Source organism: Pseudomonas sp. EA_35y_Pfl2_R5, assembly GCF_963970805.1.
Taxonomy (GTDB): domain Bacteria; phylum Pseudomonadota; class Gammaproteobacteria; order Pseudomonadales; family Pseudomonadaceae; genus Aquipseudomonas.
Map to the genome: position 1 here is coordinate 144,600 of NZ_CAXAOW010000007.1, position 24,726 is coordinate 169,325.

Below are 24,726 nucleotides of genomic sequence, written 5' to 3' on the forward strand. Positions count from 1 at the left end.
TCCACCCGGCGGGCCGACAGCAGACAGACACTGGACGAGCGCGGGGAGTTCACTCAGCGGCGGGTTGCGGGATGGATGGTTGGTAATTTTGCTCAGGGCGTTTCGGCATGACGGCTGCTTAGCTTGGCGTTGGGTTGGCTAGCGCTAAAAACAACAAACCCGGCACGTGGCCGGGTTTGTTGGGGTTGCCGCAAGGCTTACTTGATCTCGACCGCCAGGCTGTCCGCAATCTTCTTGTTCCAGATTGCTGGACCGGTGATATGCACCGATTCGCCCTTGGTGTCGACTGCCACTGTCACCGGCATGTCTTTCACGTCGAACTCGTAGATCGCCTCCATGCCCAGTTCGGCGAAGGCCACCACGCGCGATTTCTTGATCGCCTGGGCGACCAGATAAGCAGCGCCGCCAACGGCCATCAGGTACACGGCCTTGTTGTCCTTGATCGCTTCGATGGCAATTGGGCCGCGCTCGGATTTACCGATCATGCCTAACAGGCCCGTGCTTTCGAGGATCTGCCGGGTGAATTTGTCCATCCGCGTGGCAGTGGTCGGGCCGGCTGGGCCGACCACTTCTTCACGCACCGGATCAACCGGGCCGACGTAATAGATAAAGCGGCCTTTGAGATCGACCGGCAGCTCTTCCCCCTTGTTCAGCATGTCGACCATGCGCTTGTGCGCGGCATCGCGGCCGGTGAGCATTTTGCCGTTGAGCAACACGGTTTCGCCCGGCTTCCAGCTCTGCACGTCTTCTGGGGTCAGGGTGTCGAGGTCGACGCGGCGCGCGCTCGGGCCGGCTTCCCAGACGATTTCCGGGTAGGCGGACAGGTCCGGTGCTTCCAGCTCGGCCGGGCCAGTGCCGTCGAGTACGAAGTGGGCGTGACGGGTGGCGGCGCAGTTGGGGATCATGCACACCGGCAGGCTGGCGGCGTGGGTCGGGTAATCCATGATCTTCACGTCGAGCACGGTGGTCAGGCCACCCAGGCCCTGGGCGCCGATGCCCAGCTGGTTGACCTTGTCGAACAGCTCCAGACGCATCTCTTCGATCTTGTTCTGCGCGCCGCGGGCTTTCAGCTCATGGATGTCGATGTGCTCCATCAGCACTTCCTTGGCCATCACTGCGGCTTTCTCGGCGGTGCCGCCGATGCCGATGCCGAGCATGCCTGGCGGGCACCAGCCTGCACCCATGGTCGGAACGGTTTTCAGCACCCAGTCGACGATCGAGTCGGACGGGTTGAGCATGGCCATCTTCGATTTGTTCTCGGAGCCGCCGCCTTTGGCTGCGACGTCCACTTCCACCTTGTCGCCGGGGACGATGGAGTAGTGGATCACGGCCGGGGTGTTGTCCTTGGTGTTCTTCCGCGCGCCAGCTGGGTCGGCGAGGATCGAGGCCCGCAGGACGTTCTCCGGCAGGTTGTAAGCGCGGCGCACGCCTTCGTTGATCATGTCGTCGACGCTCATGGTCGCGCCGGTCCAGCGCACGTCCATGCCGACGCGGATAAACACGGTGACGATGCCGGTGTCCTGGCAGATCGGCCGATGACCGGTGGCGCACATGCGCGAGTTGATCAGGATCTGCGCCATGGAGTCGCGCGCGGCGGGGGACTCTTCGCGCAGGTAGGCCTCATGCATGGCTTGGATAAAATCCACGGGGTGGTAATAGGAGATGAACTGCAGGGCGTCGGCGACGCTCTGGATCAGGTCGTCTTGCTTGATCACGGTCATGCTTGGCGCTCCTTTTTGTAAAGGTAGGAGTAGGGCAGGAACTTCGAAGAGCGCTGGGTCATGGCCCGGCGCGGGGCTATCAAGGTCAAAGGACAAGGCCAAAGCACAAGATAAAAAGGCGCGGCAGTATACCGCGCGCACCGTCAGGCGGACACCTGTGCGGCCCCAGACCATGGTCGTTGATCGGCCGTTTGCGCCGACTAATGACGCGGCAGTGGCCTAGGCATTATCAGAGCACAGGGGTACAGTGGCGGCTAGATGCCAGCATGGGACGGAGCCCATAAACCCATGAGCCTAAGTAGCCAGCGGGTAACCCAGCGATCTCTGCAAAGCCTGCTGCTGAAGCGTTTCGGCATGGCAGTGGCAACCTATGCGCTGACTGGGCTGTTGTGCTGGATCAGCGTGTTTGCCGGGCTATTTCATGCCTCACCCCTAGCTGCGCTGACCATTACCGCCCTGGCCGCCCTGAGCCAGCTGGGGTTTCTCGGGCTATTTCTGTCCCGCCTCAATCTGCGTTTAGCCGACCCCAGCCTGACCGAACCTCAGGTGTTGGTAGCGTTGGCCTGGCTGACTGTGCTGCTGGCGCTGTTCAGCGAAGGCCGCGGCAGCATGCTGGTGATCTACCTGCTGATTCTGCTGTTCGGCGTGTTTCAGCTGCCGCCGCGGGTTTTCGCCCGTTGCGCGTTGTTTGCCTTCTTCGGCTTTGCCGGCCTGAACCTGTATGAAGCCTACACCTTGCAGCTGCGTGAGCCGCGGGTGGCGTTGATGCAAACGTGCGTGCTGGCGGTGGTGCTGGTTTGGTTGTGTCTGTTTGCCAGTTATGCCCAGGCCATGCGTCAGCGTATGCGCCAGCGGCGTTTTGCCCTGCAGGCGCATCAGGAGACCCTACGTGGCATGATGCGCCAGCTGGAAGACCTGGCTGCTACCGATGAGTTGACTGGCCTGTGTAACCGCCGGCACTTCCTACGGTTGGCCAGCCGTGAGCTGGAAGGGCTGCGTCATGGGCGCCAACATGGCCTGGCGCTGCTCGATCTGGATCATTTCAAGCGGATCAACGATATTCACGGCCACGCCGCTGGGGATCGCGTTCTGCAAACATTCGCCGCCGTCGCCCGCGCCTGCCTGCGCGATGGTGATGTGGTAGCCCGCTACGGCGGTGAGGAATTTGTGTTGTTGTTACCCAATACCGAAGCCGATCAGTTCACCGCCTGCTGCGAGCGCCTGCGTGAGGCTTTCAGCCGCGCCGAGCCGCTGGGGGTTAAGGTGGCCAGCCTGAGCGTGTCCATCGGCATGACCCTGCTGACCGTGCACGATGATCTCGACGAAGCCCTGCAACGTGCCGATCAGGCGCTGTACCAGGCCAAACGCGACGGGCGTAACCGTTGCGCGGCGACCTGGGAGGATGTGGATGCCTGAGTTGCGGGCCGCGGAACGCTGCCTTGAGGTCGCCCCCGCCAGTAACCTGCTGGACAGCCTGCTGGCTGCCGGCATCGCCGTGCCCTACAGCTGCCGCGCCGGCAGTTGTCATGCCTGCCTGGTGCGTTGCGTGGACGGCGAGCTGCTTGATGCAAAGCCGGAAGCCCTGGACGCTGCGCGGCGTGAGCAGGGCTGGCGCCTGGCCTGCCAGTGTCGGGTAGTCGAGGATGTGCAGGTCGAGGTGTTCGACCCGCTGCATGATGCGGCTCCAGCCGTTATTCAAAGTTGCGACTGGCTCAGTCCAACGGTGCTGCGCCTGCGCCTGACCCCACAGCGGCCGCTACGTTACAGCGCCGGCCAGCACCTGCAACTCTGGACTGAGGACGGAATTGCCCGGCCCTATTCGCTGGCCAGTGTGCCGGGCGAAGACCCCTGGCTGGAGTTTCATATCGATTGCCGTCAGGGCGGCGCCTTTGCCACGGAAGCGCGGGCGTTTCAGCCGGGCGATGGTCTGCGTCTGGGTGAATTGCGCGGTGCAGCCTTGCACTATGACCCGGACTGGCAAGCCCGTCCGCTCTGGCTGATGGCCGCCGGAACCGGCCTGGCGCCGCTGTACGGGGTGCTACGTGAGGCGCTACGCCAGGAGCATCAGGGTGCGATCCGGGTTATTCACCTGGCCCATGATGCATCAGCGCATTACCTGGCCGAGCCCTTGCAGTCGCTGGCGGCCAGCCATCCTCAGCTGCAGGTCGAGCTGCTGGTGGCGGCCGAGTTGCCGGCTGCTTTGGCCGAACTGCGCCTTGTTTCACGGCAAACCATCGCCTTACTCTGCGGCCACCCCGACAGCGTCGAAACCTTTGCGCGCCGCCTGTATCTGGCGGGTTTACCGCGTAGCCAGGTTTTCGCTGACGTCTTTTTGCCCCACGCGCGCTAGCCGTTCAGGTTCTCAGCTCGCGGGTGGCCTGCCGTGAGGAACGATAATGAGCGAGCACCTGCTGATTGAGCGTGAGCAAGGGTTGCTGACCCTGCGCATGCACCGCCCCGACAAGAAGAATGCCCTGACCCGCGCCATGTACAGCGGCATGGCCGAAGTGCTGGTGCAGGCCGATCAGGATAAAAGCGTGCGCGCGGTGCTGATCACTGGCGGCGAGAGCTGCTTTACCAGTGGCAACGATGTCGCCGACTTTATCCAGGCGCCGCCGACGGGGCTGAACAGCGAAGTGTTCCAGTTTATGCAGGCGCTGTTCGAGTTCAGCAAACCAGTGGTGGCCGCCGTCAACGGTCCTGCCGTGGGCATCGGCACCACAATGCTGCTGCACTGCGACCTGGTGTATGTCAGTCATGACGCCACGCTGAAGATGCCCTTCGTCAACCTTGGCCTGTGCCCTGAATACGGTTCCAGCCTGATCCTGCCGCGCCTTCTAGGCCACGCTCGCGCTGCCGAATTGCTCCTGCTCGGGCAGAGCTTTACTGGCGAACAGGCTGCAGCTTGGGGCATGGCCAATCAGGCGTTGGATAACGGAGCGGCAACTCTGGGCAAGGCCCGGGAAATGGCCCTGCGCTTTCAGCAACTGGCACCGGCAGCCGTAGCGGACAGCAAGCGGCTGATGCGCGCGCCGGATCGCGAGCAACTGCGCAGGGTCATTGAGGAAGAGGGGGCGTTGTTCGGGCAACGGCTGCGCTCGCCGGAAGCTATTGAAGCGCTGACAGCCTTTATGCAGCGGCGCACGCCGGACTTCAGCAAGTTTGCTTGAGCCGAAACATAAGCGGGCGGATCGCTACCTTGTTGAGACCGAGGTGGGGGCCACGCTGCTGTTAACTCGCGCGCGGTATTGGACGAAAGCTACGCGTTGTTGGAATGCACGAAACTCAGCGTGCCTCATGCAGGTGATTCGTGTTTTGTGGAGGTCGGCACGCTTCCAGACCCGAGAGCAGGGTTTTTCCTCTCCTTGCTCTCCCACTCCGCCTTGATCTGGAGAATCTTTGGCAGGATTGACTCGAACACCTCGATCAACCGGGGTTCGAAATGGTTTCCCGAGCCCTTTTCCAGTGCCTCCAGGACTTGTTCGATAGGCCAGGGATCTTTGTAGGGGCGTCTCATCGCCAGCGCATCGAAGACATCCGCCACCGCCACGATGCGTGCCGATTCAGGAATGGCCTCGCCCGCAAGCCCATCGGGATACCCACTGCCATCCCACTTCTCATGGTGCCGCAAGGCTATTTCTGCGGCCATCTGGAAAACCGGTGCTGCACTCTTGATAAGGATGTCGTGGCCAATGCGCGGGTGTTCCTTTATCGCCAGCCACTCGGCGTCATTGAGCTTGCCTGGCTTGCGCAAAATCACATCGGGTATGCCCAGCTTGCCGGTGTCATGCATCGGCGCTGCGAGCTCCAACAACTGGCAATCCCGCTCGCTCCAGCCACTCGCCATTGCGAGTGTGCTGGCATAGGCCGCCATTCGCCAGATGTGTGCGCCGGTGTCAGTGTCTTTGAAATGTCCTGCTTCACCCAACATGTAGATCGCATCGCGATGGCTGGTTTCCAATTGCTTTACATCGACCAACGAGAGATGTGTGCGCACACGAGCCCGCACGATGGGCGGGGAGATTGGTTTGACGATGTAGTCGACCGCTCCGGCCGCAAAGCCTGCAGTCTCGTTGCCGACTTCGGACATGGCCGTGACAAAGATGACTGGGATCGATTCGGTAACTGGGTTGGCCTTTAACTGCCGACAGATACCATAACCATCAACCCCTGGCATTTGGATATCGAGCAGAATCAAAGAGGGACAATGCTTTTCAGCGGCTAGCAGCGCTTCAGCGCCATTGCGTGCAAACACCAGCGAATAATCCGCTTCGAGCACTTGGCGCATGGCTGCGAGATTTTGCGGCTCGTCATCGACAATTAACAAAGGTCCATTGAGCATGGTTAATCCCTCAACGACAGGCCCATTTCATCCGCCAGTGCACGAATAGCTGTCTCGCCACCGCGGAAATCGAAGTTTTCGCTGGCTTCCGCGAGGGGAGCCAGGTGCTCGGGTGAAAGATGCTCAGCCAGAACGTACAGAACCGGCTCCACCATTGACGGGTTGTCCTGATCGAAGGCTGTCAAAAGTTGCTGAAATAGTGACTCCAATTCTCTGCTACTCGTGGGCTCATCAAGAGCTTGCCGGCTTGCGACAGCGTTTGACTGAGCGTCAGGGGCATAGGTCTCAATCGAGCTCAACGCGCAATCCATGGCGGCGCGAAAGGCGCTTGTCGCCGTACTGGTATCTTCATCAGCATAGAGTAAGGATTCGAACTCGTTTGCTGCGGTGAAGACATCGTCAAGCGCTAGGTTTCCCGCTACTCCCTTGAGCTTGTGGAGTAGCGCTTGGGCTGTGCTGAGGTCGGCTGTTGCCAACACCTGGGCGCTGTCACCGAACTCACTCACGAACTTGCGCAAATAGCGCCGATAGGTTTCCTCGTCGCCCCACAGCGCCAGACCACGTCCGACGTTGATGCCTGGCAGCTCAGGCATTCGCCCTTGCGCCGCCTTATGCAACGACTGGGAGAGGTCGCTGGTCTGGGCTCGCCCGGTCACGGCCTTGCCCTTGGCGGCCAGGCGTCTGATCAAGTCGATCGCAGCTTCGGCATCGAAAGGCTTGGCGATGTAATCATTCATGCCAACCGCACGCGCCGCATCCCGTTGGGCTTTGAATGCGCCAGCCGTCAGCGCGATGATCGGAAGCTCCGCCAACGCGGGGTTGGCACGAATAGCACAGGTCGCCTGATAGCCATCCATGACAGGCATCTGCACGTCCATCAGCACGATATCGACTTCGCCGACGTGGGTTCCAAGCCAGTCCAAGGCTTTCTTGCCGTCGTTGGCCAGCACGACCAACGCGCCTTCTCCGGCGAAGATACGCTGCGCGACTTCACGGTTGATCTCGCTATCGTCGACAATCAACAGGCGAACGCCCTTGAGGCGCTGGGTATTTTCGTTCTCGATTGTCGGGTCGATAATTTGCAGCCTGCGCGCCCGCGCCACGGCGTTATAGAGAATGGATGGCGTTACCGGTTTGCTCAGCACTTCTTCGATCATGTCGGCATTTGGCTGCTCGAGAAGCACCTCGCGAGAATAGGCCGTTGCCATGAGGATTATCGGTGCATAGCCGGCCTTCTGATTGAAGTGAATGGTCTGGGCCGCGAGCAGGCCATCCATACCCGGCATTTTCCAGTCGAGTACGATGACATCGTATGGCGCCTGTTGGCTTTGTTCTGTCAGTACCTGCTCAACCGCTTCGGCGCCGGAGGAAACGACCTGCGGGTTCCAACCAAGGCCGCTCGCGGTTATCCGCAAAGCTTCACGCGCTATGGGGTTGTCATCGGCGATCAACACCTTGAGGTTTGCCATGGCTGCGGGATACAACGCGGTCGCTGGGGCTCTCTGCATCGTCAGGGTGAACCAGAACTCGCTGCCTTGGCCGGGGGCGCTGGTTAAACCGACTTCTCCGCCCATCAATGCCACCAACCGCTGGCAAATGGATAACCCCAAGCCTGTGCCGCCAAACCTGCGAGTGGTGGAGGCATCCGCCTGGGTGAATGGTTGAAACAGTTCCCTCTGCTGTCCAGCGGAGATACCGATGCCGGTGTCGCGCACGGCGAAACGCAAGGTGACTTGCTGCTCGTCTGCCTCTACCTGTGTGATGAGAACGCTCACGACGCCGTGGTCAGTGAACTTGATAGCGTTGCCGGTGAGATTGACCAGTATCTGCTCAATACGTAATGCATCCCCCAGCAGCTGGTCGATACCCGGAGGGGGGGAGATGATCAATTCGAGGTCTTTATCCTCGGCATTGGTGCCCATGACCGTCGCGAGATTATCCAGGATGTCCGCTAACCGGAACGACGCGTGCTCGATTTCAAGGTGCCCTGACTCGATCTTCGAATAGTCCAGAATGTCATTGATGATGCCCTGCAGTGAACGGCCGGCGATGCGGATCTTATGCACCATATCGCGCGTATCTTCCGACAAATCGGCTTTTTCCAAGAGATAAGCCAGGCCAAGTACCGCATTCATGGGGGTGCGAATTTCATGGCTCATATTGGCCATAAAATTGGCCTTGGCACGCGAAGCGGCTTCTGCCGCCTCGGCACGAACGGCTAACGCCTTATTGAGTCGTGCGATCTGAAATTGAGAGCGGATAACCCAGGCCGCGACCAAGGCCGCGATCAGAAACAACAAACCGGCGATGGGGGCCAGTGTTCGCCATATGCGCGCTTTTTCTTCATTCAGCACCGCCATGGGAACGAACGAGGCCACCCGCCAGACATATTCAGCGTCGCCGACGACCGCAACCGTTGAGCCGTAACCTCGCGGATGGAACACGCGGCGGGCCTCCTGCAGTGGGAATAGGTTGTGCCAACTCCATAGACCGTCGGCCAGCCATACCTCTCCCTGGGGCGCACTGTTTATCGCTTGCCAGGCTGCCGGATGGCGAGAGGCGAGTGTGTTCGGCTGACCCAAGACAAATCCCCATTCATCCTTGGCCTCGCCGCTCTGTAACCAGTAGCCGTCAGCGTTCAGCAGCATCATGTCTGAACTGTTATCCCTGAGTATCTTCAACCAGGATTCGCCCAGGTAGTTGATGACCAGTACCCCACGGCGCGTGCCGGACTCGTCGAAAAGTGGAGTGGCAACACGCAGCGTGGGTTTATAAGGGTGCTCTATTTGGCCATTCTCGATATTCAGGTCTAGGGGGGATATATAGAGTTCGCCTGAGCCTAATTTCAGCGACTCAGTAAAATAAGGTCGATTCGATTTGTCTTGTAACTTACTTTGCGCCACACGACGAGCCTCGCCCTCGACAGTGTTAATGCGTAGCAACTCCTTGCCTGACTCATCGATCCAGCGTATTTGGTCAATTCCGCGATTGGCATTGTTATATGCAATGATATTTTCCGCTATACGAGTCAGGTCTTCAGGCGTCGACGTTGTGAGGGACTCTTGTAGGCGGGGCATTCCCGTTAAATAAGAAATGTCGCCAATCAATTCTCTTACACGATCCGAAAGTTCATCATTAATGATTTCGACCGTTTCACGCTCGTGATCGACAATGCGCTTTTCTACGTAGTGGAATTCGGTATTTGCGATGAAAAAAACGCCGCCCCCAATCAGGGTCCACGCCATGGTGAGGAGAAGGAGAAAACTCGCTACCGGACCGCCAAGTACGCCCATATCCTTTGCTTCCTGCTTCCATTTGGATGGTCATAAAGGCAGGCAATAGCTAAAGCGATGCCTCTGCGGTGTGAGTGTAGGTTGTGAACCGAGAACCAAGGAATTGCTCTTTTACGGTGTAGTTCGCTGCAGGGCTTGCGTCAATCCCAGTCGTCTGGATGTTGATTTTTCTTCCATGTGTCGTGGATTAGTCTATGGGTTATTTTTTAACTATATGGGGTTGTTGTATTGGTAGTTTTCTTGTTGCTTTGATGCTGCCTGGTAATCCTTTTACATATATCTCCAGTGGTGTTGGGTGATAAAAGTTATTTAATTGTGCTTTGTCTATATAGAAGGTTTCCATGTTAAGTGTGTAGGTGTTTTACGGGTTAAAGTTTTATGTGCCTGTCAGTGTGATTTTTAGACGATGAGTTTTGTGGCGCGGTTCTGGTTTCTTTATCTCCAGTAAAAGTTTCCGTCAACGCTTACTTAAAAATAGCGGGTTTATATTTATATATATTCTACGTCTTGGGCGTTCTAGGACTCGTGTGGGCCCGTTAACTAGAACAGCACGGCGACGCCTCTCGGTATCACTTTCTAGATGGCAGCACTCACAGTGCAAATAAAAAGGCCGCTCGTTTGAGCGGCCTTTTCGGTGGCGCGAGGCTGGTTACACCAGCGCTTCACCGACATGCAGCAGTTTCATGGTGTTGGTGCCGCCGATCGTGTGGTAGCTGTCGCCCTTGGTCAGAATTACCCAGTCGCCGGCCTGTACCACGCCACGCTTGAGCAGTTCATCCACTGCTGCCTGGCTGACTTCGCTTGGCTGCAAGGCGGCTGGGTCAAACGGCACGGTGTAGACGCCGCGGAACATGGCCGCGCGGGCCTGGGTTTCGCGGTGCGGGGAGAAGGCGAAGATCGGCACTGAAGAGCGGATGCGCGACATGATCAGCGGCGTGTAGCCACTTTCGGTCAACGCGATGATCGCTTTCACGCCAGGGAAGTGGTTGGCCGTGTACATGGCCGCCAGGGCGATGCTTTCGTCGCAGCGCTCGAACTCGGTGCCGATGCGATGGCTGGATTTCTTGCTGGTCGGGTGTTTTTCCGCGCCCAGGCAGATGCGCGCCATGGCTTGCACTGCTTCCAGCGGGTAAGCGCCTGCGGCACTTTCCGCCGAGAGCATCACCGCGTCGGTGTAGTCGAGCACGGCGTTGGCCACGTCGGAGACTTCGGCGCGGGTCGGCATCGGATTCTGGATCATCGACTCCATCATCTGCGTCGCCGTGATCACCGCCTTGTTGTGGCGGCGCGCGTGCAGGATGATTTTCTTCTGGATGCCGCAGAGTTCGGCATCGCCGATCTCCACACCCAGATCACCACGAGCAACCATCACCGCATCACTGGCGCGGATCAGGCCGTCGAGCGTTTCGTCGTCGGCGACCGCTTCGGCGCGCTCGATCTTGGCCACCAGCCAGGCAGTACCGCCGGCTTCGTCGCGCAGCTTGCGTGCGTAGTGCATGTCATCGGCATCGCGCGGGAAGGACACGGCCAGGTAATCCAGCTCCATCTCGGCCGCGAGTTTGATGTCAGCTTTGTCTTTCTCGGTCAGCGCCGGCGCAGTCAGGCCGCCGCCGCGGCGGTTGATGCCTTTATGGTCGGACAGCGGGCCGCCGATGATCACTTCGCAGTGCAGGGTATCGCTGGTGGCGCTGATCACGCGCATCACCACGCGGCCATCGTCGAGCAGCAACTCGTCACCCACGCCGCAATCCTTAACCAGGTCCGGGTAGTCGATGCCGACAATTTCCTGGGTGCCGGCAGTCAGCGGGTGGCTGGTGGAGAAGGTAAAACGATCACCGAGCTTGAGCTCAATGCGCTTGTTGGCGAATTTGGCGATGCGGATTTTCGGGCCTTGTAGGTCACCGAGCAGGGCAACGTGACGACCGTGCTTGGCAGCCAGCTCGCGCACCAGCTTGGCGCGGGCCTTGTGCTCATCGGGCGAGCCGTGGGAGAAGTTCAGGCGGGCGACATCCAGGCCAGCGATGATCAGCTGTTCAAGCACTTCGGGGCTGTTGCTGGAGGGGCCGAGGGTGGCGACGATTTTGGTGCGGCGAAAGGTCATGCACAGACTCCTGAGTTGCATCTGTGCACGAGGCTACTATGCCGCAAGGCTGTAGTCATTGTTCCTCTGCACTACCTTGACAGGCCTGCTAGCGATTGAGTGCCTGGTCCAGATGGCGGGCGGCCTTGTTGTTCAGCTCGCTGCTGGGGTATTGCACCAGCAGGCGGCGCAGGTAAGTGATGGCCTTGTCGCGGCTGGCTTGGGGGTTGTCCTGGGCCAGGTACATCAGACCGAGCTGATACAGGGCCTTTTCCTTGATGTCGGCTGGGATGCCGGGGTCGCTCAAGGCCAGCAGGTATAGCTCTTCGGCTTCTCCTACGCGATTTTTCAGTACGGCGCGACGCGATAGCAGGGTCATGTCTTGGTCGAGGCTGGGTTTGTAGAGGTCGAGTTGCTGATTGGGCTTCCAGTGCGCGAGCAGTTCGCGTGAAGTTTTGTGCACCGGCTCGTCTGCCCGCTCGCGGATCATCACGATACGCGCTTCGGCCCGTTCGGCGGCACGGCTGGATGGGAACTGATTAAGCACCTGGTAGAAGTAGTTAAGTGCCTTATTGTCATCGCGCTGCTCGTTGAAACGGTTCATATAGAGCAGGCCGATCTGATAAAGCGAGATGGCGCGCACCTCATCGCTGAGCTTCTCGTCACGGTAACCAGTGAGGTACAGCTGCTCGGCCTGTTCACTCTTGGCATCGCGGATGGCCTGGGCGCTATAGGTCAACAGGTCGCCTTCATCCTCGATAGCAGCGAGCATGCGGTTGTTTTTCAGGGTTTTGTATTCGACCACTTCGTTGGTGGTGATCTGCGCAATAAACAGCGGCGTGGTGGGTGAGCAGGCGCTCAATAGTGCGGTACACAGCAGCATTAGCAGGCGAGAGGAAGACGACATGACAGCTCCTGGGCGCAAAGGCCGTTGCGCGCCAGTCTAGTCAGGCGTATGTGTGCTGGCCAAGTGGCTGGCGGCATTACCCATCAGAGGATATGTTGCTGCAGAATTTTCCGCGGCAGTCGATACACTGCTCATCGGAGGAGAGGCTTATGCGCATACTGTTTATTGTTCTGCTGGTGCTGGGTATAGCGGGGTGCAACCGTTACTCATTTGATCACCACCTCAATAGTGCCTATCAGGCCTACGACCGCGGTGAGTGCGAGGCTGCCATCCTGTCGCTGTCCAAGGCCGAGCGCAACAGCCGCTCGCGGCGTTATATGCAGCCGGAAATATCCCTGCTGCGTGGTCAGTGCCTGGAACGTCAGGCGCTGTTCGTCGATGCCATGCAGACCTATCAATTCATCGTCACCCACTACCCGGCCAGTGAGTACGCCTACCGTGCCCGTGCACGCATGGACACCCTTCGCCAGTTGGGGCATGACGGCGTCGATGTGGCCGTCAAGGTCAATCCGGTCAAGCCCTGACCGCTGGTCGCCACAGGCCATAAAAGGCTATTCTCGGCGGTAAGCTGAGGTTTTACGGGAAGGAATCCATGCGCGTCTTGTTGTGCCTGTTGCTATTGCCGGGGCTGGCGGCTGCGGAAATCTATCGCTGGACCGATGCCAATGGCCAGGTGCATTTCGGTCAGCGCCCTGCGGCGGCTGGGGCTCAGCAGATTGAGGTCAAGCCGCAGGTGGTCGAGCGTGACCAACTGACCCGTGAGCGCGAAGAACGCACCAATCGCTTCTATGAGGCACGCCGCGAGGAGCAGGCGCAGGCGTCTGCTGTGGCTGCGGATAACCAGGCCAAGCGTGCCGAGGAATGCCGCGAGCTGCGCAAAAAACTGGCCTCGATTCCCGAAGGACGCAGCTATTACCGCACCGAAGCGAACGGCGAGCGTAGTTACTACAGTGATGATCAGCTCGATACCGCCCGTCAGCAATTGCAGAGCCGGATGTCTGAACGCTGTTCCTGAAACTGGTTTAAGCGCAGTAGTGGGGCCATACTCAATGGCCATCTATAGCGATTTGCCACTATGTCCAAGCATATTCAGCGCAGCATCGAGCGGCATCAGTTGCCGTACTACCTGAAGGTGTTCAATCGCATCACCGATAAACCTATGGGCTATATCGGCAATGTCTCCCTGGACGGACTGATGCTGATCAGCCAGCTGCCCCTGCTGGTGGGCGCACGTTTTGACATGCGTCTGAAGATCCCTGGGCATGATGCGCCGCACTACATTGATTTCTCCGCCACTTGCCAGTGGTCCCGAGAGGATGTCACCCCAGGTTGTTATGACTCAGGCTTTGCCCTGGTCGCCCCGCCCGGTGACTATGTCGAGATGGTCGATGCGCTGCGGCATTATTTCAGCTTTCGCCCTATGGCTGCATCGGCCTGACTTGATCACCCCGGCAGGCAATAAAAAACCGCCCCTAGAGGCGGTTTTTTATTGCAGCGCGGTTTAGGCGCTGACGGTTTGTTCCAGCTGCAGCAGCGCGTCGGAGCGCGACTGCACCTCGCGGTATCGTTCGGCGTCGCTGGCCAGAACGTCAGCCATGGCCGGGAAGATCTCGTTCAGTTTGGTGCGCCATTGCTCTGACTTCACCTGTTCGCCGAAGCAGCGCTGGATCAGATCAAGCATGATCGAGACTGTTACCGAAGCGCCTGGCGAGGCGCCTAGCAGTGCGGCGAGAGAACCGTCTTGTGCTGCCACCAGTTCGGTTCCGAACTGCAGGATGCCTCCGTTCTTCGCATGCTTCTTGATGATCTGTACGCGTTGGCCAGCTATCTCGATGCGCCAGTCTTCAGCTTTGGCCTCTGGATAGAAACCGCGCAGGGTTTCCAAGCGCTTCTCTTCGGACTGCAGTACTTCCTTGATCAGGTAGCGGGTCAAGTCGAAGTTGTCGCGCGCTACGGCCAGCATTGGGCCAATGTTGTTGAAGCGAATCGACAGCGGCAGGTCGAGGAACGAACCACGCTTGAGGAACTTGGTGGTGAAACCGGCGTAAGGGCCGAACAGCAGTGAGGTCTTGCCCTCCACGACGCGGGTATCCAGGTGCGGTACCGACATCGGCGGCGAACCGACTGCTGCCTGGCTGTAGACCTTGGCCTGGTGCTGCTTGACCACTTCCGGGTTGTCGCAACGCAGCCACTGGCCGCTGACCGGGAAGCCGCCAAAGCCTTTGCCTTCCGGAATGCCGGACATTTGCAGCAGCGGCAGCGCCGCGCCACCGGCGCCGAGGAAGACGAACTTAGCCTGAATTTCGCGGTTGCTGCCGTTATTCAGGTCCTTAACGCTGACGCGCCAGCCTTGACCACTGCGCTTGATCCCAACGACCTTTTGGCTGCAGGTGACTTTGGCTTCGTTCTGCTGGCGCAGGTGCTCGAGCAGGTGGAGCGTCAGTGCGCCGAAGTTCACGTCGGTACCGGCCATTACGCGGGTGGCAGCGATGGGCTCGTTCGGGTCGCGACCCGGGAGCATCAGCGGCATCCATTCAGCCATGGTGGCGCGGTCTTCGCTGTATTCCATTTCGCTGAAGGCGTGATGAGTGGTCAGCGCCTTAAAGCGCTTCTTCAGGAAGTCGATGCCTTTTTGGCCACGCACGAAGCTTAAGTGCGGGATCGGGCTGATAAACGATTTAGGCGAGCCAAAGCGACCTTTCTCGACCAGGTAGGCCCAGAACTGCTTGGATTCCTCGAACTGAGTATTAATGGTCACCGACTTTTTGATGTCGATCGAGCCGTCTTCAGCTTCCGGCGTGTAGTTCAGCTCGCACAGGGCCGCATGGCCAGTGCCCGCATTGTTCCACGGATAAGAGCTTTCGCTTGATGCGCTGCTCATCATCTCGAGGACCTCCAGCTTGATCGCCGGGTCGAGCTCTTTCAGCAGTACGGCCAGGGTCGCACTCATGATGCCGGCACCAACCAGCACCACATCCATTGTTTCGTAATCGTTTTGCGCCATTACCACTTCTCCGCAAACCAGCACTCAATAGACGTTAGTCAGCTTGTGTATGCACACAGCTAATCAGCAGTCGGCGAGACGCTCAGGGTTGAAAGAAGCAGGCTTCTGGGTGCAGATGCCAACCGCGAGATCGTTCATTTTCGCCACACTCTTGTGAAGTTTTCCAAACCGTTTTTTCACGCTCTTTTGGAGTCGTGAACCTCAAAACACGTCTGCCAGGGCCGACTTTCCACGATATAAAGCGACCATCGCAGCAACTGCATGGCATTTCACGGGGGGGAAAGCGGCGGCCGGAAGGCAGCGCGAAGTGGGCGACTCTCTGGGGCGCGGCCGATGAATGGTGCATCAGCGTGACGGCAGGGCCCGAACAGGAGGCGTCCTTATAATCGGGGCGCGATTATAAGGGCAAAGCAGGAAAATTGATCGCCTGGTGTGACTTTTCTTCTTCCGCCGGTCAGGCCGCCAGCGTTTGCTGCACGCGCAGGCATGGCGTGACCTGGGCGGTTCTGGCGCCGACAGGCAGCGGTCGATTGAGCCAGCTTGGGCAGCTGTGTTGCACCTCAATCCAGCCGGAGCCTTGTGGTACCTGGGCTGAATGACGTAACGCGCGGCAGATGCCTTGCGCATCGATCAGGGCAAATGAGCGCATCGGGCGGCGTGGGGCGAGTAGGTTGCGCAGTGAGAACATGGCGAATCACTCATGAGCAGGGAAGACTAAAGTCTTATGCCTGACGCGCATGACAAGAGCGTTACGGGAACCTGTTACCCCCCTTGAACGTCCAACAACCAACGCTGTCAGGCATTTACCACACTGGTTATACTGCGCGCCACTTCTGCCCCTTATTTATGGAGAGTTGAGCATGCTGCATCGTCTGCTGTTTGGTCTGGTGGCTGTTGCCAGCCTTACTCTGGTGGGTTGCGCCCACAGCCCGCAACAACTCAGCCCACAACCCAAACTCAATAGCCCGCTGACCGCTGTTGGCCAGGGGCAACCGGTGGTGGTGCGCGTGGCCGATGGTCGTCCTTCGCCCGTATTGGGCACCCGTGGCGGCCTTTACCCGGAAACCAGTGCGATCAGCGTGACCGGTCAGGACATCCTGCCCAAGCTGCAGGCCCAGGCGGAAGCGGCGGTTCGTCTGCTCGGCTTTACCCCAAGCGCGAATGCCTATAACGCGCCGCAGCTGACCCTGACCCTGGCCGAACTTAAGTATCAGTCGCCGAAAGAAGGTATGTACGTGACCGAAGCGGATATGACCGCCACCTTCCGTCTCGATGTGCAGAACAGCAGCCGTCGCTACAGCGGCCGATACGGCGCCTCGCTGAACCAGCGCTTCGGCATGGCGCCGAATCAGGCGACCAATACCAAGCTGATCAGCGATGTATTGAGCGACGCCCTGACCCGCGCCTTCAAAGACCCGACCATCGGCCAGATGCTCGCTCAGTAAGCCTTAGTGCGGTAATAAAAAAGCCCGGACTATTCCGGGCTTTTTTACACCTCGCTTTGCGGCCTTTCAGGCCGCCTCGCTGTAGAACTCGGGCAAGCTCATGCCGGTGCGTGCGTCTACGTCGGGTAGGGCGTAATGCTCATGGCCGCCCATGGCGCAGTAGACCAGCCAGTGGTCGTCCTGCACATTGAAAGACAGCTCGTCGATGACGGCGTCCACGTCATCCAGCGAATCGATCAGGTAGTCGCGGTCTTGGGGGTGGGCATGCAGCATGGTGTGATCCTCCATGGATGTTAAGGCCAGTCGCCGTGCACGAGCCTGTATGGGCAAGGCATTGGGGCGAGTGTTAGACCATAGCTCAGGAAAATGACAGTGTTTAGACCGCTTGGTCATAGCGACTGCGATTCGTCGGAATCGAACCGCTAGTGTTGCAACCTTCGGTAGACTCCGCGGCCGTATTTGGACTGCCCGAGAGTGCCTCGGGTGTGCTGCTAATCAGGCGCCGCTTTGCGCGCCTGTCTGCTAGATATAGAGGTTGAGCATGTCGTTGCAAGCGCTCTGGTTGCTGATCGAAGGTCAGCCTGGGCAGTGGCTTAACGGGCTGGCGCTATTTTTTGTCCTCGCCGGCGCCTGGTTGTTGCTGGCCACTCGTATGCGTGAACAGCGTGCGCAGGCACGCCTGTTGGCCGGTAGTGAGCTCAATGAACTGGCTGATGAGGCCTGTGCCTTTGACGAGCCGACAATGCGCCTGAATCAGTTTTTCTATCGTTTTGGTTATGCTTGTCTGGCGACGGCGCTGCTGTTGTCCTGGCTTAGCACGCAGCTGTAATCCGGTTTTCAGGCAATAAAAAACGGCAGCCATTGGCTGCCGTTTTTTCTGGCTGCGATTTGCCTACAGCGGCAGACCAGCCTTGATCCGGTACTGGTTACGTACCGGATTGGCGTATTGCAGGATCAGGTAGGGCTGCTGCTCGCTTGGGCAGTTGGCCAGGCGCCGCTGCCATTCGTTCTTGGCTGCGCTGAGTTCTGCTGCGGGGAATAGCTCGGCGGCGCTGGGCACGGTCAGTTCCGGGTCGCGGTCCGCCCACATGGCGTAGGCCAGGTAATGCACGGGAAACAGTCGATAGCCGGTGAGAATCTGCCGATCCATTTCCGCCGCCAGCAACTTGCTGTCCTCCAGGCCCTGGCTGACCGGCGCGCCGAAGTGCACGTGCACGCGACCTTTGTAGCCGGTGATGCCGAGGGCGATGCTCTGGTCATCCTCGCCCGCCGCCTTGGTGTAGTTGCCAGTGCTGGCGCGGGTAAACAGCTCGCGGGCCTTGGCCTGGTCGCAGGGGTCGTACTCGTAGCTGATCGATACCGGCGTCAGGCGCAGGGCATTGATCACCTCGGCGAACGGCTCACCCTTGCGACTCATATGGAACATCTTGAGGATCGCCGAATCCGTGCGGTCATCGCCATCCTTGGCGCGGCCTTCGGCCTGGGCGATCCAGATCGACTCGCCATCATTGCGGATCGAATGATTGATATAGGCCGACAGCAGCTGATAAGCCGCCAGTTTCTCGCGCCGTCCGCTGATCGAGCGGTGCACGATAAAGCTCTTGTTCAGGCGCATCAGATCGCTGACAAAGGGCTTCTGCAGCAGGTTGTCGCCGATGGCAATGCGCGGCGTGGGTAGGCCAGCGTGGTACACCGCGTAATTGACAAACGCCGGGTCCATAACGATATCGCGGTGGTTGGCGAGAAACAGGTATGCCTTGCCGGCCTGCAGGTGTTCGATGCCGGTATAGCTCACGCCATCGGTGGCTTGCTCAATGGTACGGTCGACATAGCTCTCGATGCGCGTTTGCAATTGCGCCACAGAACTCACGTCGCGAAACTCAAGACGCAGGCGATAGGCTATAAGTGGTTTAAGCAGCCAGCCTAGCGAAGATGCCAGGCGCGGGAAGCGGAACTGGGTGAGGATGCCGAGAAACGCATCGTCGGCCAGTAGGCGCGCCAGCACGGTAGGGACTTCGGCGTCGGAGTAAGGTCGGATGGCATCGAATTCGCCCATCATGCTCTCTTGTTTTGGGTGGCTGTGGAGATGCTCAGTGCTCTGGTCGTCGCGCGTGACAGTGGATATTGCGCGACTGTAGGGCCAGCTATAGACCGGCGATTATAACCGAACGCCGCAGATGGCAGACGGTAGCGACTGATATACGAACAAAGGCGAGGCTAGAAGACTTCGCGGAGCTGATTAAGGCGTACCCGGAATATGAGATGTACATCGTTCACGGAGAGATAGACCCCGTGCGTGGACAGATGAGCCCAGGGTATAGCGAAGCGGACGGAAAATTAGCAGAACAAAAAGCGGGCAGCAGATAACAGCGGAAGTGGCCCGGCGGTGGTTTGCAAGGAAGGCATTAAATTAAAGGGGCGGGCTTTAGCCCGTCCCAGTGAGCGCAGCGAGCGATTTAAACCAATTGTTAGACGCTCGGATGTACGCATAATTTAAAGCACCGCTTTCCTGCTTGTAACGCGTTGCGCGATAAACCTGGTGCAACGCAATAAATTTAATGTTTCGATGCAGCTGACTAACCGCAATTTCAACGTGCCCCGATAGTGGCGGCGGACGTTCAGTAAACGCAAATTTCGATGACCTGTAAACCCGAAAGCAATGGAGCGATGCTGCGGTTGTACGCGGTGTAAAAAACAATTAAGCGGAACGCGGTTAGCTAACGTTTGGTTAAGGGGCGGGCTTTAGCCCGTCCCAGCGAGCGTAGCGAGCGATTTGAACCAATTGTTAGACGTATGTTTATATTACACGGTACCAAATAAAAAGGGCGATGCGGAATAACCAACCAAATGCAAAAGCTTTCCACACCTCGCTAGCTGCAATCTTCCGTCCTTTTGACGAATAAATAAGGGCGCAAGCTATGGCGAATATGTCAGCAAAAATAAAGCAGAGCGCTAATATGAAAGAATTTGCCGGTTCTGAAGTTGATTTTATTTCGGAATTTTTAAGTAATTTAAGCTGTTCGATAGCGGCCAATACTATTGGGTCTGACTCTCCATGGACGCCTCGTCGGCTAAGCTCGTCTTTGGCTAAAGTGACTGCGTCAATTACAAAGTCGCTACTTTCTGTGAATGCTATTCGTACAAGCTCATCAATATCTAAACCTTCGTATCTCAGCCTTGCTGCATCGCGATTGAATTTAACTGCCATGTGCGAACTCTCTACGGGATGAGTCTAACGTTAAGTTAAGGGGCGGGCTTTAGCCCGTCCCAGTGAGCGGAGCGAACGATTTGAACCACTAGTTAGGTGCCTCGCAGAGCATCTACCTCTTCGTTGTAGAGCTTTTTTGACTTTATGGCTACGGAGCTTAGTAATGCTTCGAGTTTTTCATTAACCATTGAAATTTGCTTTTCGTTCACTGAATGGCCATTCATCGGGTGAATGACCAAATCATTGATGCTCCCCATCCCGCCAAAAGCAGTTAGAACATGCTCAACGCCTCTGAAGTCTGAGGCACTGATTAAGGCTGCATTTTTTGCAAGCCAGTTGCCCCAATGAAGTTCACCCACAGAAAGAAGTAAGTCAGCAGCTTCTTGGATGGTTTTGGATAAATCCTCAATTTCAGGATGCATCTGGCACCTAACGTTTGGTTAAGGGGGGGGCTTTAGCCCGTCCCAGTGAGCGCAGCGAACGGTTTGAACCACTTGTTAGGGGTGAGCACACAGAATCCTTTCAAAGTGGTTTGCAACCTCAAGTAGAACAGAATCAGGGCACTTGGGATTTTCAACAAAAAACCAGAAATCACCGTATTGGTTGTTAATACTGAATTTTTGTCTTTTGTATCTAAAGTCTATCCAGCTTTCGCCAAGGCTAGGTATGTAGGCCGTTGGGTAAGCTCCCCACAATGAAAGTACGCGAAAAACTAAACGAATTGGCGGAGTGCTTCCAGTAGGGAGCGACAGAAAATTTCTAGAGCCATCATTCATCGTGTCTTGGAGCAGCTTCATTTAATGATGAAACCCTAACGTTAAGTTAAGAGGCGGGCTTTAGCCCGTCCCAAGTGAGCGAAGCGAACGGTTTGAACCAGTTGTTATGCGCTTTGCGGTAGTGATCGTTGTCTTTTTAGATAAAAAAGTGCCCCGCCGAATATTGCAGCGGCTATTGTGTAGCCGCCGAGTATGACTATGGCAGTAGATTTGAAAGCGGTTATGAAGTCGACTTTTTCTGCATGCATTATAAAATACAAAGCGCCAAAGCTACTGCCAGATATAGCGCACAACGCAAGGGCTGATGCATAGCCAAGCAAGATGAATATCTGACCTTTAAGGTTATTGATTTTTGATAAGAGGAGCGCGCCGAAAAATAGCCATGATATACACGCAATGCTTGTAAACATCCCCAGAACCAGTGCCCAGTGGTGAAGTTCTTTTGTTCCAACTGGGGACGCGTAAGTAGCAAGAAATGTAGAGAATGCAGCAATGCCACCAGTAATTATAAGATTTGCTGAGCGCATACTATTCCTTTAGTGCATAACGTTTGGTTAAGGGGCGGGCTTTAGCCCGTCCCAGTGAGCGAAGCGAACGGTTTGAACCAATTGTTATATGCATTACTCGAAATTTTCGGCGACGCTTGAAAAATATGACATTGAAATGATTACGCCTGTGCCAACCGTTAGGAAATAACCTATAAATAAGTCAAAACCACCTATAACGCCTAGGCCAAAAAATGGTGTTAAGACTCCAGATGCAATAACTGAGATTAGAAATAATTTACGGCCCCATTTTCTGAGCTGGTGGATACCTACAAGAGAAACCAATGTGATTCCAGCGATGAAGTAAGGGAAAGGGCCGTAAATATTTAGTTGCCCTCCGTATCCATTCCAGCTTAAGGCATCAAGTGTTTCTTGATCGTACATGAGATGCCATATGTATGGCATCAAGATATATGCCAAGTACAATAGGAATACTGCTGCGACAATTTTTTTAAAGAATCCCTTCATTTATTCCTCGACTGCATATAACGTTTGGTTAAGGGGCGGGCTTTAGCCCGTCCCAGTGAGCGCAGCGAACGATTTAAACCACTTGTTAGGCTGTACCGAAATTGAGAGTCGAACGCATGTAAAACTCTATGTTTCATGACTCTACCCATACCGTTTCATCTGGATGGTGTTCTTTGATGGTATGGATTGCGCATGAAATTGCTTCTTTATCGTTAGGCTCAATTACATAGCTAAAGTCTGAAAAGGCTACGCCTGACTGCCTAAGTGCTGCGAGTTCTGCCTTAGAGAATATTCCTGCGGACAGCCAGAGCAAACAAACCGAATTATTGCCAATGCTTTGGTAGCTTTCATAACCTTTACGTGTGAGTGCCAGGAATATCATGAAAGAGCCTAACGTTTGGTTAAGGGGCGGGCTTTAGCCCGTCCCAGTGAGCGGAGCGAACGGTTTGAACCAGTTGTTAAGCGCCTGTAAGAGGTCTGTATGCAACAATATTAACCGTACCTTTGCCCTTGAACTTTTTCATTTCAAAGTGACTAGTAAGGCGTGAAATTATGTCTGGGAATTTGCTGGCATTATATGAGCGCGGGTCAAAGTCAGGCATGGCACGTTTAACAAAGCTTCCAGCAGGTGCAACGTTCGCCCACCCATCATCGTCTTGATACCGCTCCCAAGCTTTGGTTAGAGCAGGTACAAGGTCCTCAGCAATGCTGTGGTCCTGAGCTTTTTGCGGCACCTGTGTTTCTTCTGTTATTTCAATACCGATATTTTCAGTATAAATAAAATCGTCGCAAGCATTTCGAAAGGAAATTGGTGTCTTTTTCTCCCCGACACCATAAACAACTATCTCGGCTTCTCTAAGCCTAGATGCTAGCTTTGTAAAATCGCTATCGCTCGAAACCAGAACAAATGCATCAAATTTATTTGAATACAACAAGTCCATAGCATCAATAATCATTAATGCGTCTGTAGAGTTCTTACCTGTGGTGTATGCGAATTGCTGGATTGGCTGTATAGCCAGTTCGTTTAAAGATGTTTTCCACCCTTTTAAATTGTCTTTTGACCAGTCGCCGTATGCTCTTTTTATTACGATATGCCCATGGACGGATATTTCACTGATTATTGATTTTATCTTGGAGTGCTGAGCGTTATCGGCGTCAATCAGCACTGCAATTTTCTTGTGTTCATTCAGATCTTTCATGGACGTCCTTGGTCTGCGGTGGTGCTTAACGTTTGGTTAAGGGGCGGGCTTTAGCCCGTCCTGAGTGAGCGAAGCGAACGACTTGAACCACTTGTTAGGCGCGGACTTGAACCGGGCACTGCAAGTTGTTGCGCCACGATAATCGGCAATGCTTTTGCTTTGAATGGCTTCTTCATGCGGTTTGTGCCGTTTCATGTGCTTTTTCTGCTTGGCAATTTTTGAGCGCCTCAGCGCCAGCGCGATGCTATGGCTGGTGTGCCGGATATTGCTGAGCCAAGATTTTTTGGCCCGCCTGCGATTTCAAATACGCAAAATTCCTTTCATGAGAAATACACGGTTTTGAACTGTTGAATCCGCGATTTTCCATGTGGCTGCATTCCTTTGCTTTGTATGCCTAACGATTAAGCTAAGGGGCCGGCTTCGCCGGTCCCAGCGAACGGAGTGAGCGATTTGAGCGCATTGTTAGGTTTAAAGACGCTCAATTGCTTCTTGCCTTGGAATTTGCTCCCCTGTGGCGTTTGTGGTGTACGTTAGCTTTTTACAAGGGTTGCAGTAATATTCTTCGCTAAGTGGGCCAAAACGGTTATTGGTAGACAGCACGTTTTTGCAAATAGGGCAGTGTGCATTTTTGTCTTTATCCCAGTAGACTCCAAATTTAAGGTAGAGATCATTCTTGCTTTTGGAATTGGTTAAGATTACAAGTGCCAATAGAAAGATGTTTGTCACGATCGATAGCGCTAAAAGAGCTAGAAGCGTTTTCTGGGAAATTGCGGACTCAATAGCAGTAATTATCACTGGTGAGATTTGATAGAAAATAAATAATAGAAGCGCAGATATTGACGCTATAGATGCCTCTACCGCTTTTGATAATATTGCTTCTTTAGTCTTCTCTATGAAGGACATACGGCTAAACCTAACGTTTGGTTAAGGGGCGGGCTTTAGCCCGTCCCAGTGAGCGAAGCGAACGGTTTGAACCAGTTGTTAGGCACATAGACGCGAAATTTCACTAACAGCAGCCTGCTTTCGGTTTTGCACCCATTCAACTGTATGGTTAGAGTGCATTTCTATAACTGCGCTGTAGTGCTTCACTGCCTCCTTCCTATTTCCAAGAGAAGCGAAGCAGTACCCTAGATTGAATTCACGCCATCCTTCATCAACGCCAAGCGCATGAGAAGTATCTAGCTCACCACTTTTGACACCTGCCAGGATGCTCTCTATTGAGTTATATTTGTCTAGGTAGGGTAGAATTACTTTTTTAATTATTTCACTAACTGCACTGAAGTCGGATTCCAAGTTTTCATCTTGCCGCGAAAACCAAGTGTCCCCGCCGCCAGTGAGGGCTCCGATACGAGATGTACCATGCATTGATATGCCCTCATCTAAGGCATGTGTGAAACTCCAGAATACATTTAAAGTGTATTTGCCGGCTAAGTGTCCAGTTCCAGGCTGGAATTCAATGCCTTGCCTTAGCCCCTGCAAGAATCTCTCTGGAATTCTAGGTTTCTTCAAAACAAAACCTTTTGATTCCATCTCATCTTTAAATATTCTCTTTATTCGTGATTTTAGTTTTGCATCACTCATGGTCGAGTACCGGACTTTTTCATGTGTGCCTAACGTTTGGTTAAGGGGCGGGCTTTAGCCCGTCCCAGCGAGCGCAGCGAGCGATTTGAACCAATTGTTAGACGCTCGGATGTACGCATAATTTAAAGCACCGCTTCCCTGCTTGTAACGCGTTACG

At 55.8% G+C, this 24,726-nt stretch carries 24 protein-coding genes; 8 read left to right on the plus strand and 16 right to left on the minus strand.

Features of this window, described 5'->3' with window-relative positions; all coding sequences use genetic code 11:
* Positions 1-197 precede the first annotated feature (197 nt).
* Entirely contained in the window at positions 198-1,721 is a 1,524-nt protein-coding gene (locus AACX99_RS14290; RefSeq protein ID WP_339412780.1) for a fumarate hydratase, read from the minus strand.
* A 288-nt stretch (positions 1,722-2,009) separates the two neighbouring features.
* Between AACX99_RS14290 and AACX99_RS14295 the strand changes: the two genes are divergently transcribed.
* From AACX99_RS14295 to AACX99_RS14305, 3 genes are read left to right on the plus strand one after another with little or no spacing between them, the layout of a single operon-like run.
* Positions 2,010-3,137 (plus strand): GGDEF domain-containing protein, encoded by a 1,128-nt coding sequence (locus tag AACX99_RS14295; protein ID WP_339412782.1) that lies wholly within the window; start codon positions 2,010-2,012, stop codon positions 3,135-3,137.
* Positions 3,130-4,071 carry an iron-sulfur-binding ferredoxin reductase gene (locus AACX99_RS14300; RefSeq protein ID WP_339412784.1) on the plus strand — a complete coding sequence of 314 codons (942 nt, stop codon included), beginning with the start codon at positions 3,130-3,132 and terminating at the stop codon, positions 4,069-4,071. The genes AACX99_RS14295 and AACX99_RS14300 overlap by 8 nt, the downstream gene beginning before the upstream one ends.
* Positions 4,072-4,117: 46 nt before the next feature.
* Positions 4,118-4,891, plus strand: coding sequence for an enoyl-CoA hydratase (locus tag AACX99_RS14305; RefSeq protein WP_339412786.1), 774 nt, complete (start codon positions 4,118-4,120; stop codon positions 4,889-4,891).
* Positions 4,892-5,016: 125 nt separating this feature from the next.
* Here the strand turns inward: AACX99_RS14305 and AACX99_RS14310 are convergent, their stop codons facing one another.
* From AACX99_RS14310 to AACX99_RS14325, 4 genes are all read right to left on the minus strand, one after another.
* Entirely contained in the window at positions 5,017-6,063 is a 1,047-nt protein-coding gene (locus AACX99_RS14310; RefSeq protein ID WP_339412788.1) for a response regulator, read from the minus strand.
* 2 nt (positions 6,064-6,065) lie between these two features.
* Positions 6,066-9,356, minus strand: coding sequence for a response regulator (locus tag AACX99_RS14315; protein ID WP_339412790.1), 3,291 nt, complete (start codon positions 9,354-9,356; stop codon positions 6,066-6,068).
* A 649-nt stretch (positions 9,357-10,005) separates the two neighbouring features.
* Positions 10,006-11,457, minus strand: coding sequence for a pyruvate kinase (pyk, locus tag AACX99_RS14320; protein WP_339412791.1), 1,452 nt, complete (start codon positions 11,455-11,457; stop codon positions 10,006-10,008).
* A gap of 88 nt (positions 11,458-11,545) precedes the next feature.
* A complete protein-coding gene (locus AACX99_RS14325; RefSeq protein WP_339412793.1) occupies positions 11,546-12,343 on the minus strand; it encodes a tetratricopeptide repeat protein in 798 nt (265 codons plus the stop codon).
* A 149-nt stretch (positions 12,344-12,492) separates the two neighbouring features.
* Here AACX99_RS14325 and AACX99_RS14330 point away from each other — a divergent pair, with 149 nt between their 5' ends.
* From AACX99_RS14330 to AACX99_RS14340, 3 genes are all read left to right on the plus strand, one after another.
* Positions 12,493-12,867, plus strand: coding sequence for a tetratricopeptide repeat protein (locus AACX99_RS14330; RefSeq protein ID WP_339412794.1), 375 nt, complete (start codon positions 12,493-12,495; stop codon positions 12,865-12,867).
* 68 nt (positions 12,868-12,935) lie between these two features.
* A complete protein-coding gene (locus AACX99_RS14335; protein ID WP_339412795.1) occupies positions 12,936-13,358 on the plus strand; it encodes a DUF4124 domain-containing protein in 423 nt (140 codons plus the stop codon).
* 60 nt (positions 13,359-13,418) lie between these two features.
* Positions 13,419-13,781, plus strand: coding sequence for a PilZ domain-containing protein (locus tag AACX99_RS14340; RefSeq protein ID WP_339412797.1), 363 nt, complete (start codon positions 13,419-13,421; stop codon positions 13,779-13,781).
* Positions 13,782-13,844: 63 nt separating this feature from the next.
* Here AACX99_RS14340 and mqo read toward each other — a convergent pair whose 3' ends face one another.
* The gene (gene mqo / locus AACX99_RS14345) at positions 13,845-15,347 is read right to left on the minus strand and encodes a malate dehydrogenase (quinone) (protein WP_339412799.1); all 1,503 of its coding nucleotides are present in this window, start codon (positions 15,345-15,347) and stop codon (positions 13,845-13,847) included.
* A 454-nt stretch (positions 15,348-15,801) separates the two neighbouring features.
* Complete coding sequence (locus tag AACX99_RS14350; RefSeq protein ID WP_339412800.1) at positions 15,802-16,035, minus strand: hypothetical protein; 234 nt, start codon at positions 16,033-16,035, stop codon at positions 15,802-15,804.
* A gap of 172 nt (positions 16,036-16,207) precedes the next feature.
* On the opposite strand from AACX99_RS14350, the gene AACX99_RS14355 reads away from it, so the two are divergent.
* The gene (locus AACX99_RS14355) at positions 16,208-16,792 is read left to right on the plus strand and encodes a YajG family lipoprotein (RefSeq protein WP_339412802.1); all 585 of its coding nucleotides are present in this window, start codon (positions 16,208-16,210) and stop codon (positions 16,790-16,792) included.
* A 66-nt stretch (positions 16,793-16,858) separates the two neighbouring features.
* On the opposite strand, the gene AACX99_RS14360 is transcribed toward AACX99_RS14355, so the two are convergent.
* On the minus strand, positions 16,859-17,065 hold the full coding sequence (locus AACX99_RS14360; RefSeq protein ID WP_339412804.1) for a hypothetical protein: 207 nt from the start codon (positions 17,063-17,065) through the stop codon (positions 16,859-16,861).
* A 268-nt stretch (positions 17,066-17,333) separates the two neighbouring features.
* Here AACX99_RS14360 and AACX99_RS14365 point away from each other — a divergent pair, with 268 nt between their 5' ends.
* A complete protein-coding gene (locus tag AACX99_RS14365; protein ID WP_339412805.1) occupies positions 17,334-17,621 on the plus strand; it encodes a hypothetical protein in 288 nt (95 codons plus the stop codon).
* A gap of 63 nt (positions 17,622-17,684) precedes the next feature.
* On the opposite strand, the gene AACX99_RS14370 is transcribed toward AACX99_RS14365, so the two are convergent.
* From AACX99_RS14370 to AACX99_RS14405, 8 genes are all read right to left on the minus strand, one after another.
* Positions 17,685-18,851, minus strand: a complete 1,167-nt coding sequence (locus AACX99_RS14370) for a 1-acyl-sn-glycerol-3-phosphate acyltransferase (protein WP_339412806.1) — start codon at positions 18,849-18,851, stop codon at positions 17,685-17,687.
* 738 nt (positions 18,852-19,589) lie between these two features.
* Complete coding sequence (locus AACX99_RS14375) at positions 19,590-20,000, minus strand: hypothetical protein (protein ID WP_339412808.1); 411 nt, start codon at positions 19,998-20,000, stop codon at positions 19,590-19,592.
* Positions 20,001-20,092: 92 nt separating this feature from the next.
* Entirely contained in the window at positions 20,093-20,422 is a 330-nt protein-coding gene (locus AACX99_RS14380; protein ID WP_339412809.1) for a DUF6966 domain-containing protein, read from the minus strand.
* A 458-nt stretch (positions 20,423-20,880) separates the two neighbouring features.
* The gene (locus AACX99_RS14385; RefSeq protein ID WP_339412811.1) at positions 20,881-21,303 is read right to left on the minus strand and encodes a hypothetical protein; all 423 of its coding nucleotides are present in this window, start codon (positions 21,301-21,303) and stop codon (positions 20,881-20,883) included.
* A gap of 93 nt (positions 21,304-21,396) precedes the next feature.
* Complete coding sequence (locus AACX99_RS14390; RefSeq protein WP_339412812.1) at positions 21,397-21,789, minus strand: hypothetical protein; 393 nt, start codon at positions 21,787-21,789, stop codon at positions 21,397-21,399.
* A gap of 458 nt (positions 21,790-22,247) precedes the next feature.
* Positions 22,248-22,988 (minus strand): NYN domain-containing protein, encoded by a 741-nt coding sequence (locus AACX99_RS14395; protein WP_339412814.1) that lies wholly within the window; start codon positions 22,986-22,988, stop codon positions 22,248-22,250.
* 468 nt (positions 22,989-23,456) lie between these two features.
* Positions 23,457-23,891, minus strand: coding sequence for a hypothetical protein (locus AACX99_RS14400; RefSeq protein ID WP_339412816.1), 435 nt, complete (start codon positions 23,889-23,891; stop codon positions 23,457-23,459).
* A 78-nt stretch (positions 23,892-23,969) separates the two neighbouring features.
* Positions 23,970-24,569, minus strand: a complete 600-nt coding sequence (locus AACX99_RS14405) for a tetratricopeptide repeat protein (protein ID WP_312971460.1) — start codon at positions 24,567-24,569, stop codon at positions 23,970-23,972.
* Positions 24,570-24,726 lie beyond the last annotated feature (157 nt).

Coding starts and splice junctions, on each gene's coding strand:
- AACX99_RS14385 (WP_339412811.1), bottom strand. CDS start 21,303: ATGCGCTCAGCAAATCTTATAATTACTGGTGGCATTGCTGCATTCTCT.
- AACX99_RS14375 (WP_339412808.1), bottom strand. CDS start 20,000: ATGGCAGTTAAATTCAATCGCGATGCAGCAAGGCTGAGATACGAAGGT.
- AACX99_RS14380 (WP_339412809.1), bottom strand. CDS start 20,422: ATGCATCCTGAAATTGAGGATTTATCCAAAACCATCCAAGAAGCTGCT.
- AACX99_RS14405 (WP_312971460.1), bottom strand. CDS start 24,569: ATGAGTGATGCAAAACTAAAATCACGAATAAAGAGAATATTTAAAGAT.
- AACX99_RS14390 (WP_339412812.1), bottom strand. CDS start 21,789: ATGAAGGGATTCTTTAAAAAAATTGTCGCAGCAGTATTCCTATTGTAC.
- mqo (WP_339412799.1), bottom strand. CDS start 15,347: ATGGCGCAAAACGATTACGAAACAATGGATGTGGTGCTGGTTGGTGCC.
- AACX99_RS14305 (WP_339412786.1), top strand. CDS start 4,118: ATGAGCGAGCACCTGCTGATTGAGCGTGAGCAAGGGTTGCTGACCCTG.
- AACX99_RS14335 (WP_339412795.1), top strand. CDS start 12,936: ATGCGCGTCTTGTTGTGCCTGTTGCTATTGCCGGGGCTGGCGGCTGCG.
- AACX99_RS14400 (WP_339412816.1), bottom strand. CDS start 23,891: ATGTCCTTCATAGAGAAGACTAAAGAAGCAATATTATCAAAAGCGGTA.
- AACX99_RS14340 (WP_339412797.1), top strand. CDS start 13,419: ATGTCCAAGCATATTCAGCGCAGCATCGAGCGGCATCAGTTGCCGTAC.
- AACX99_RS14370 (WP_339412806.1), bottom strand. CDS start 18,851: ATGATGGGCGAATTCGATGCCATCCGACCTTACTCCGACGCCGAAGTC.
- AACX99_RS14310 (WP_339412788.1), bottom strand. CDS start 6,063: ATGCTCAATGGACCTTTGTTAATTGTCGATGACGAGCCGCAAAATCTC.
- AACX99_RS14330 (WP_339412794.1), top strand. CDS start 12,493: ATGCGCATACTGTTTATTGTTCTGCTGGTGCTGGGTATAGCGGGGTGC.
- AACX99_RS14360 (WP_339412804.1), bottom strand. CDS start 17,065: ATGCTGCATGCCCACCCCCAAGACCGCGACTACCTGATCGATTCGCTG.
- AACX99_RS14365 (WP_339412805.1), top strand. CDS start 17,334: ATGTCGTTGCAAGCGCTCTGGTTGCTGATCGAAGGTCAGCCTGGGCAG.
- AACX99_RS14315 (WP_339412790.1), bottom strand. CDS start 9,356: ATGGGCGTACTTGGCGGTCCGGTAGCGAGTTTTCTCCTTCTCCTCACC.
- pyk (WP_339412791.1), bottom strand. CDS start 11,457: ATGACCTTTCGCCGCACCAAAATCGTCGCCACCCTCGGCCCCTCCAGC.
- AACX99_RS14395 (WP_339412814.1), bottom strand. CDS start 22,988: ATGAAAGATCTGAATGAACACAAGAAAATTGCAGTGCTGATTGACGCC.
- AACX99_RS14300 (WP_339412784.1), top strand. CDS start 3,130: ATGCCTGAGTTGCGGGCCGCGGAACGCTGCCTTGAGGTCGCCCCCGCC.
- AACX99_RS14355 (WP_339412802.1), top strand. CDS start 16,208: ATGCTGCATCGTCTGCTGTTTGGTCTGGTGGCTGTTGCCAGCCTTACT.
- AACX99_RS14350 (WP_339412800.1), bottom strand. CDS start 16,035: ATGTTCTCACTGCGCAACCTACTCGCCCCACGCCGCCCGATGCGCTCA.
- AACX99_RS14290 (WP_339412780.1), bottom strand. CDS start 1,721: ATGACCGTGATCAAGCAAGACGACCTGATCCAGAGCGTCGCCGACGCC.
- AACX99_RS14295 (WP_339412782.1), top strand. CDS start 2,010: ATGAGCCTAAGTAGCCAGCGGGTAACCCAGCGATCTCTGCAAAGCCTG.
- AACX99_RS14325 (WP_339412793.1), bottom strand. CDS start 12,343: ATGTCGTCTTCCTCTCGCCTGCTAATGCTGCTGTGTACCGCACTATTG.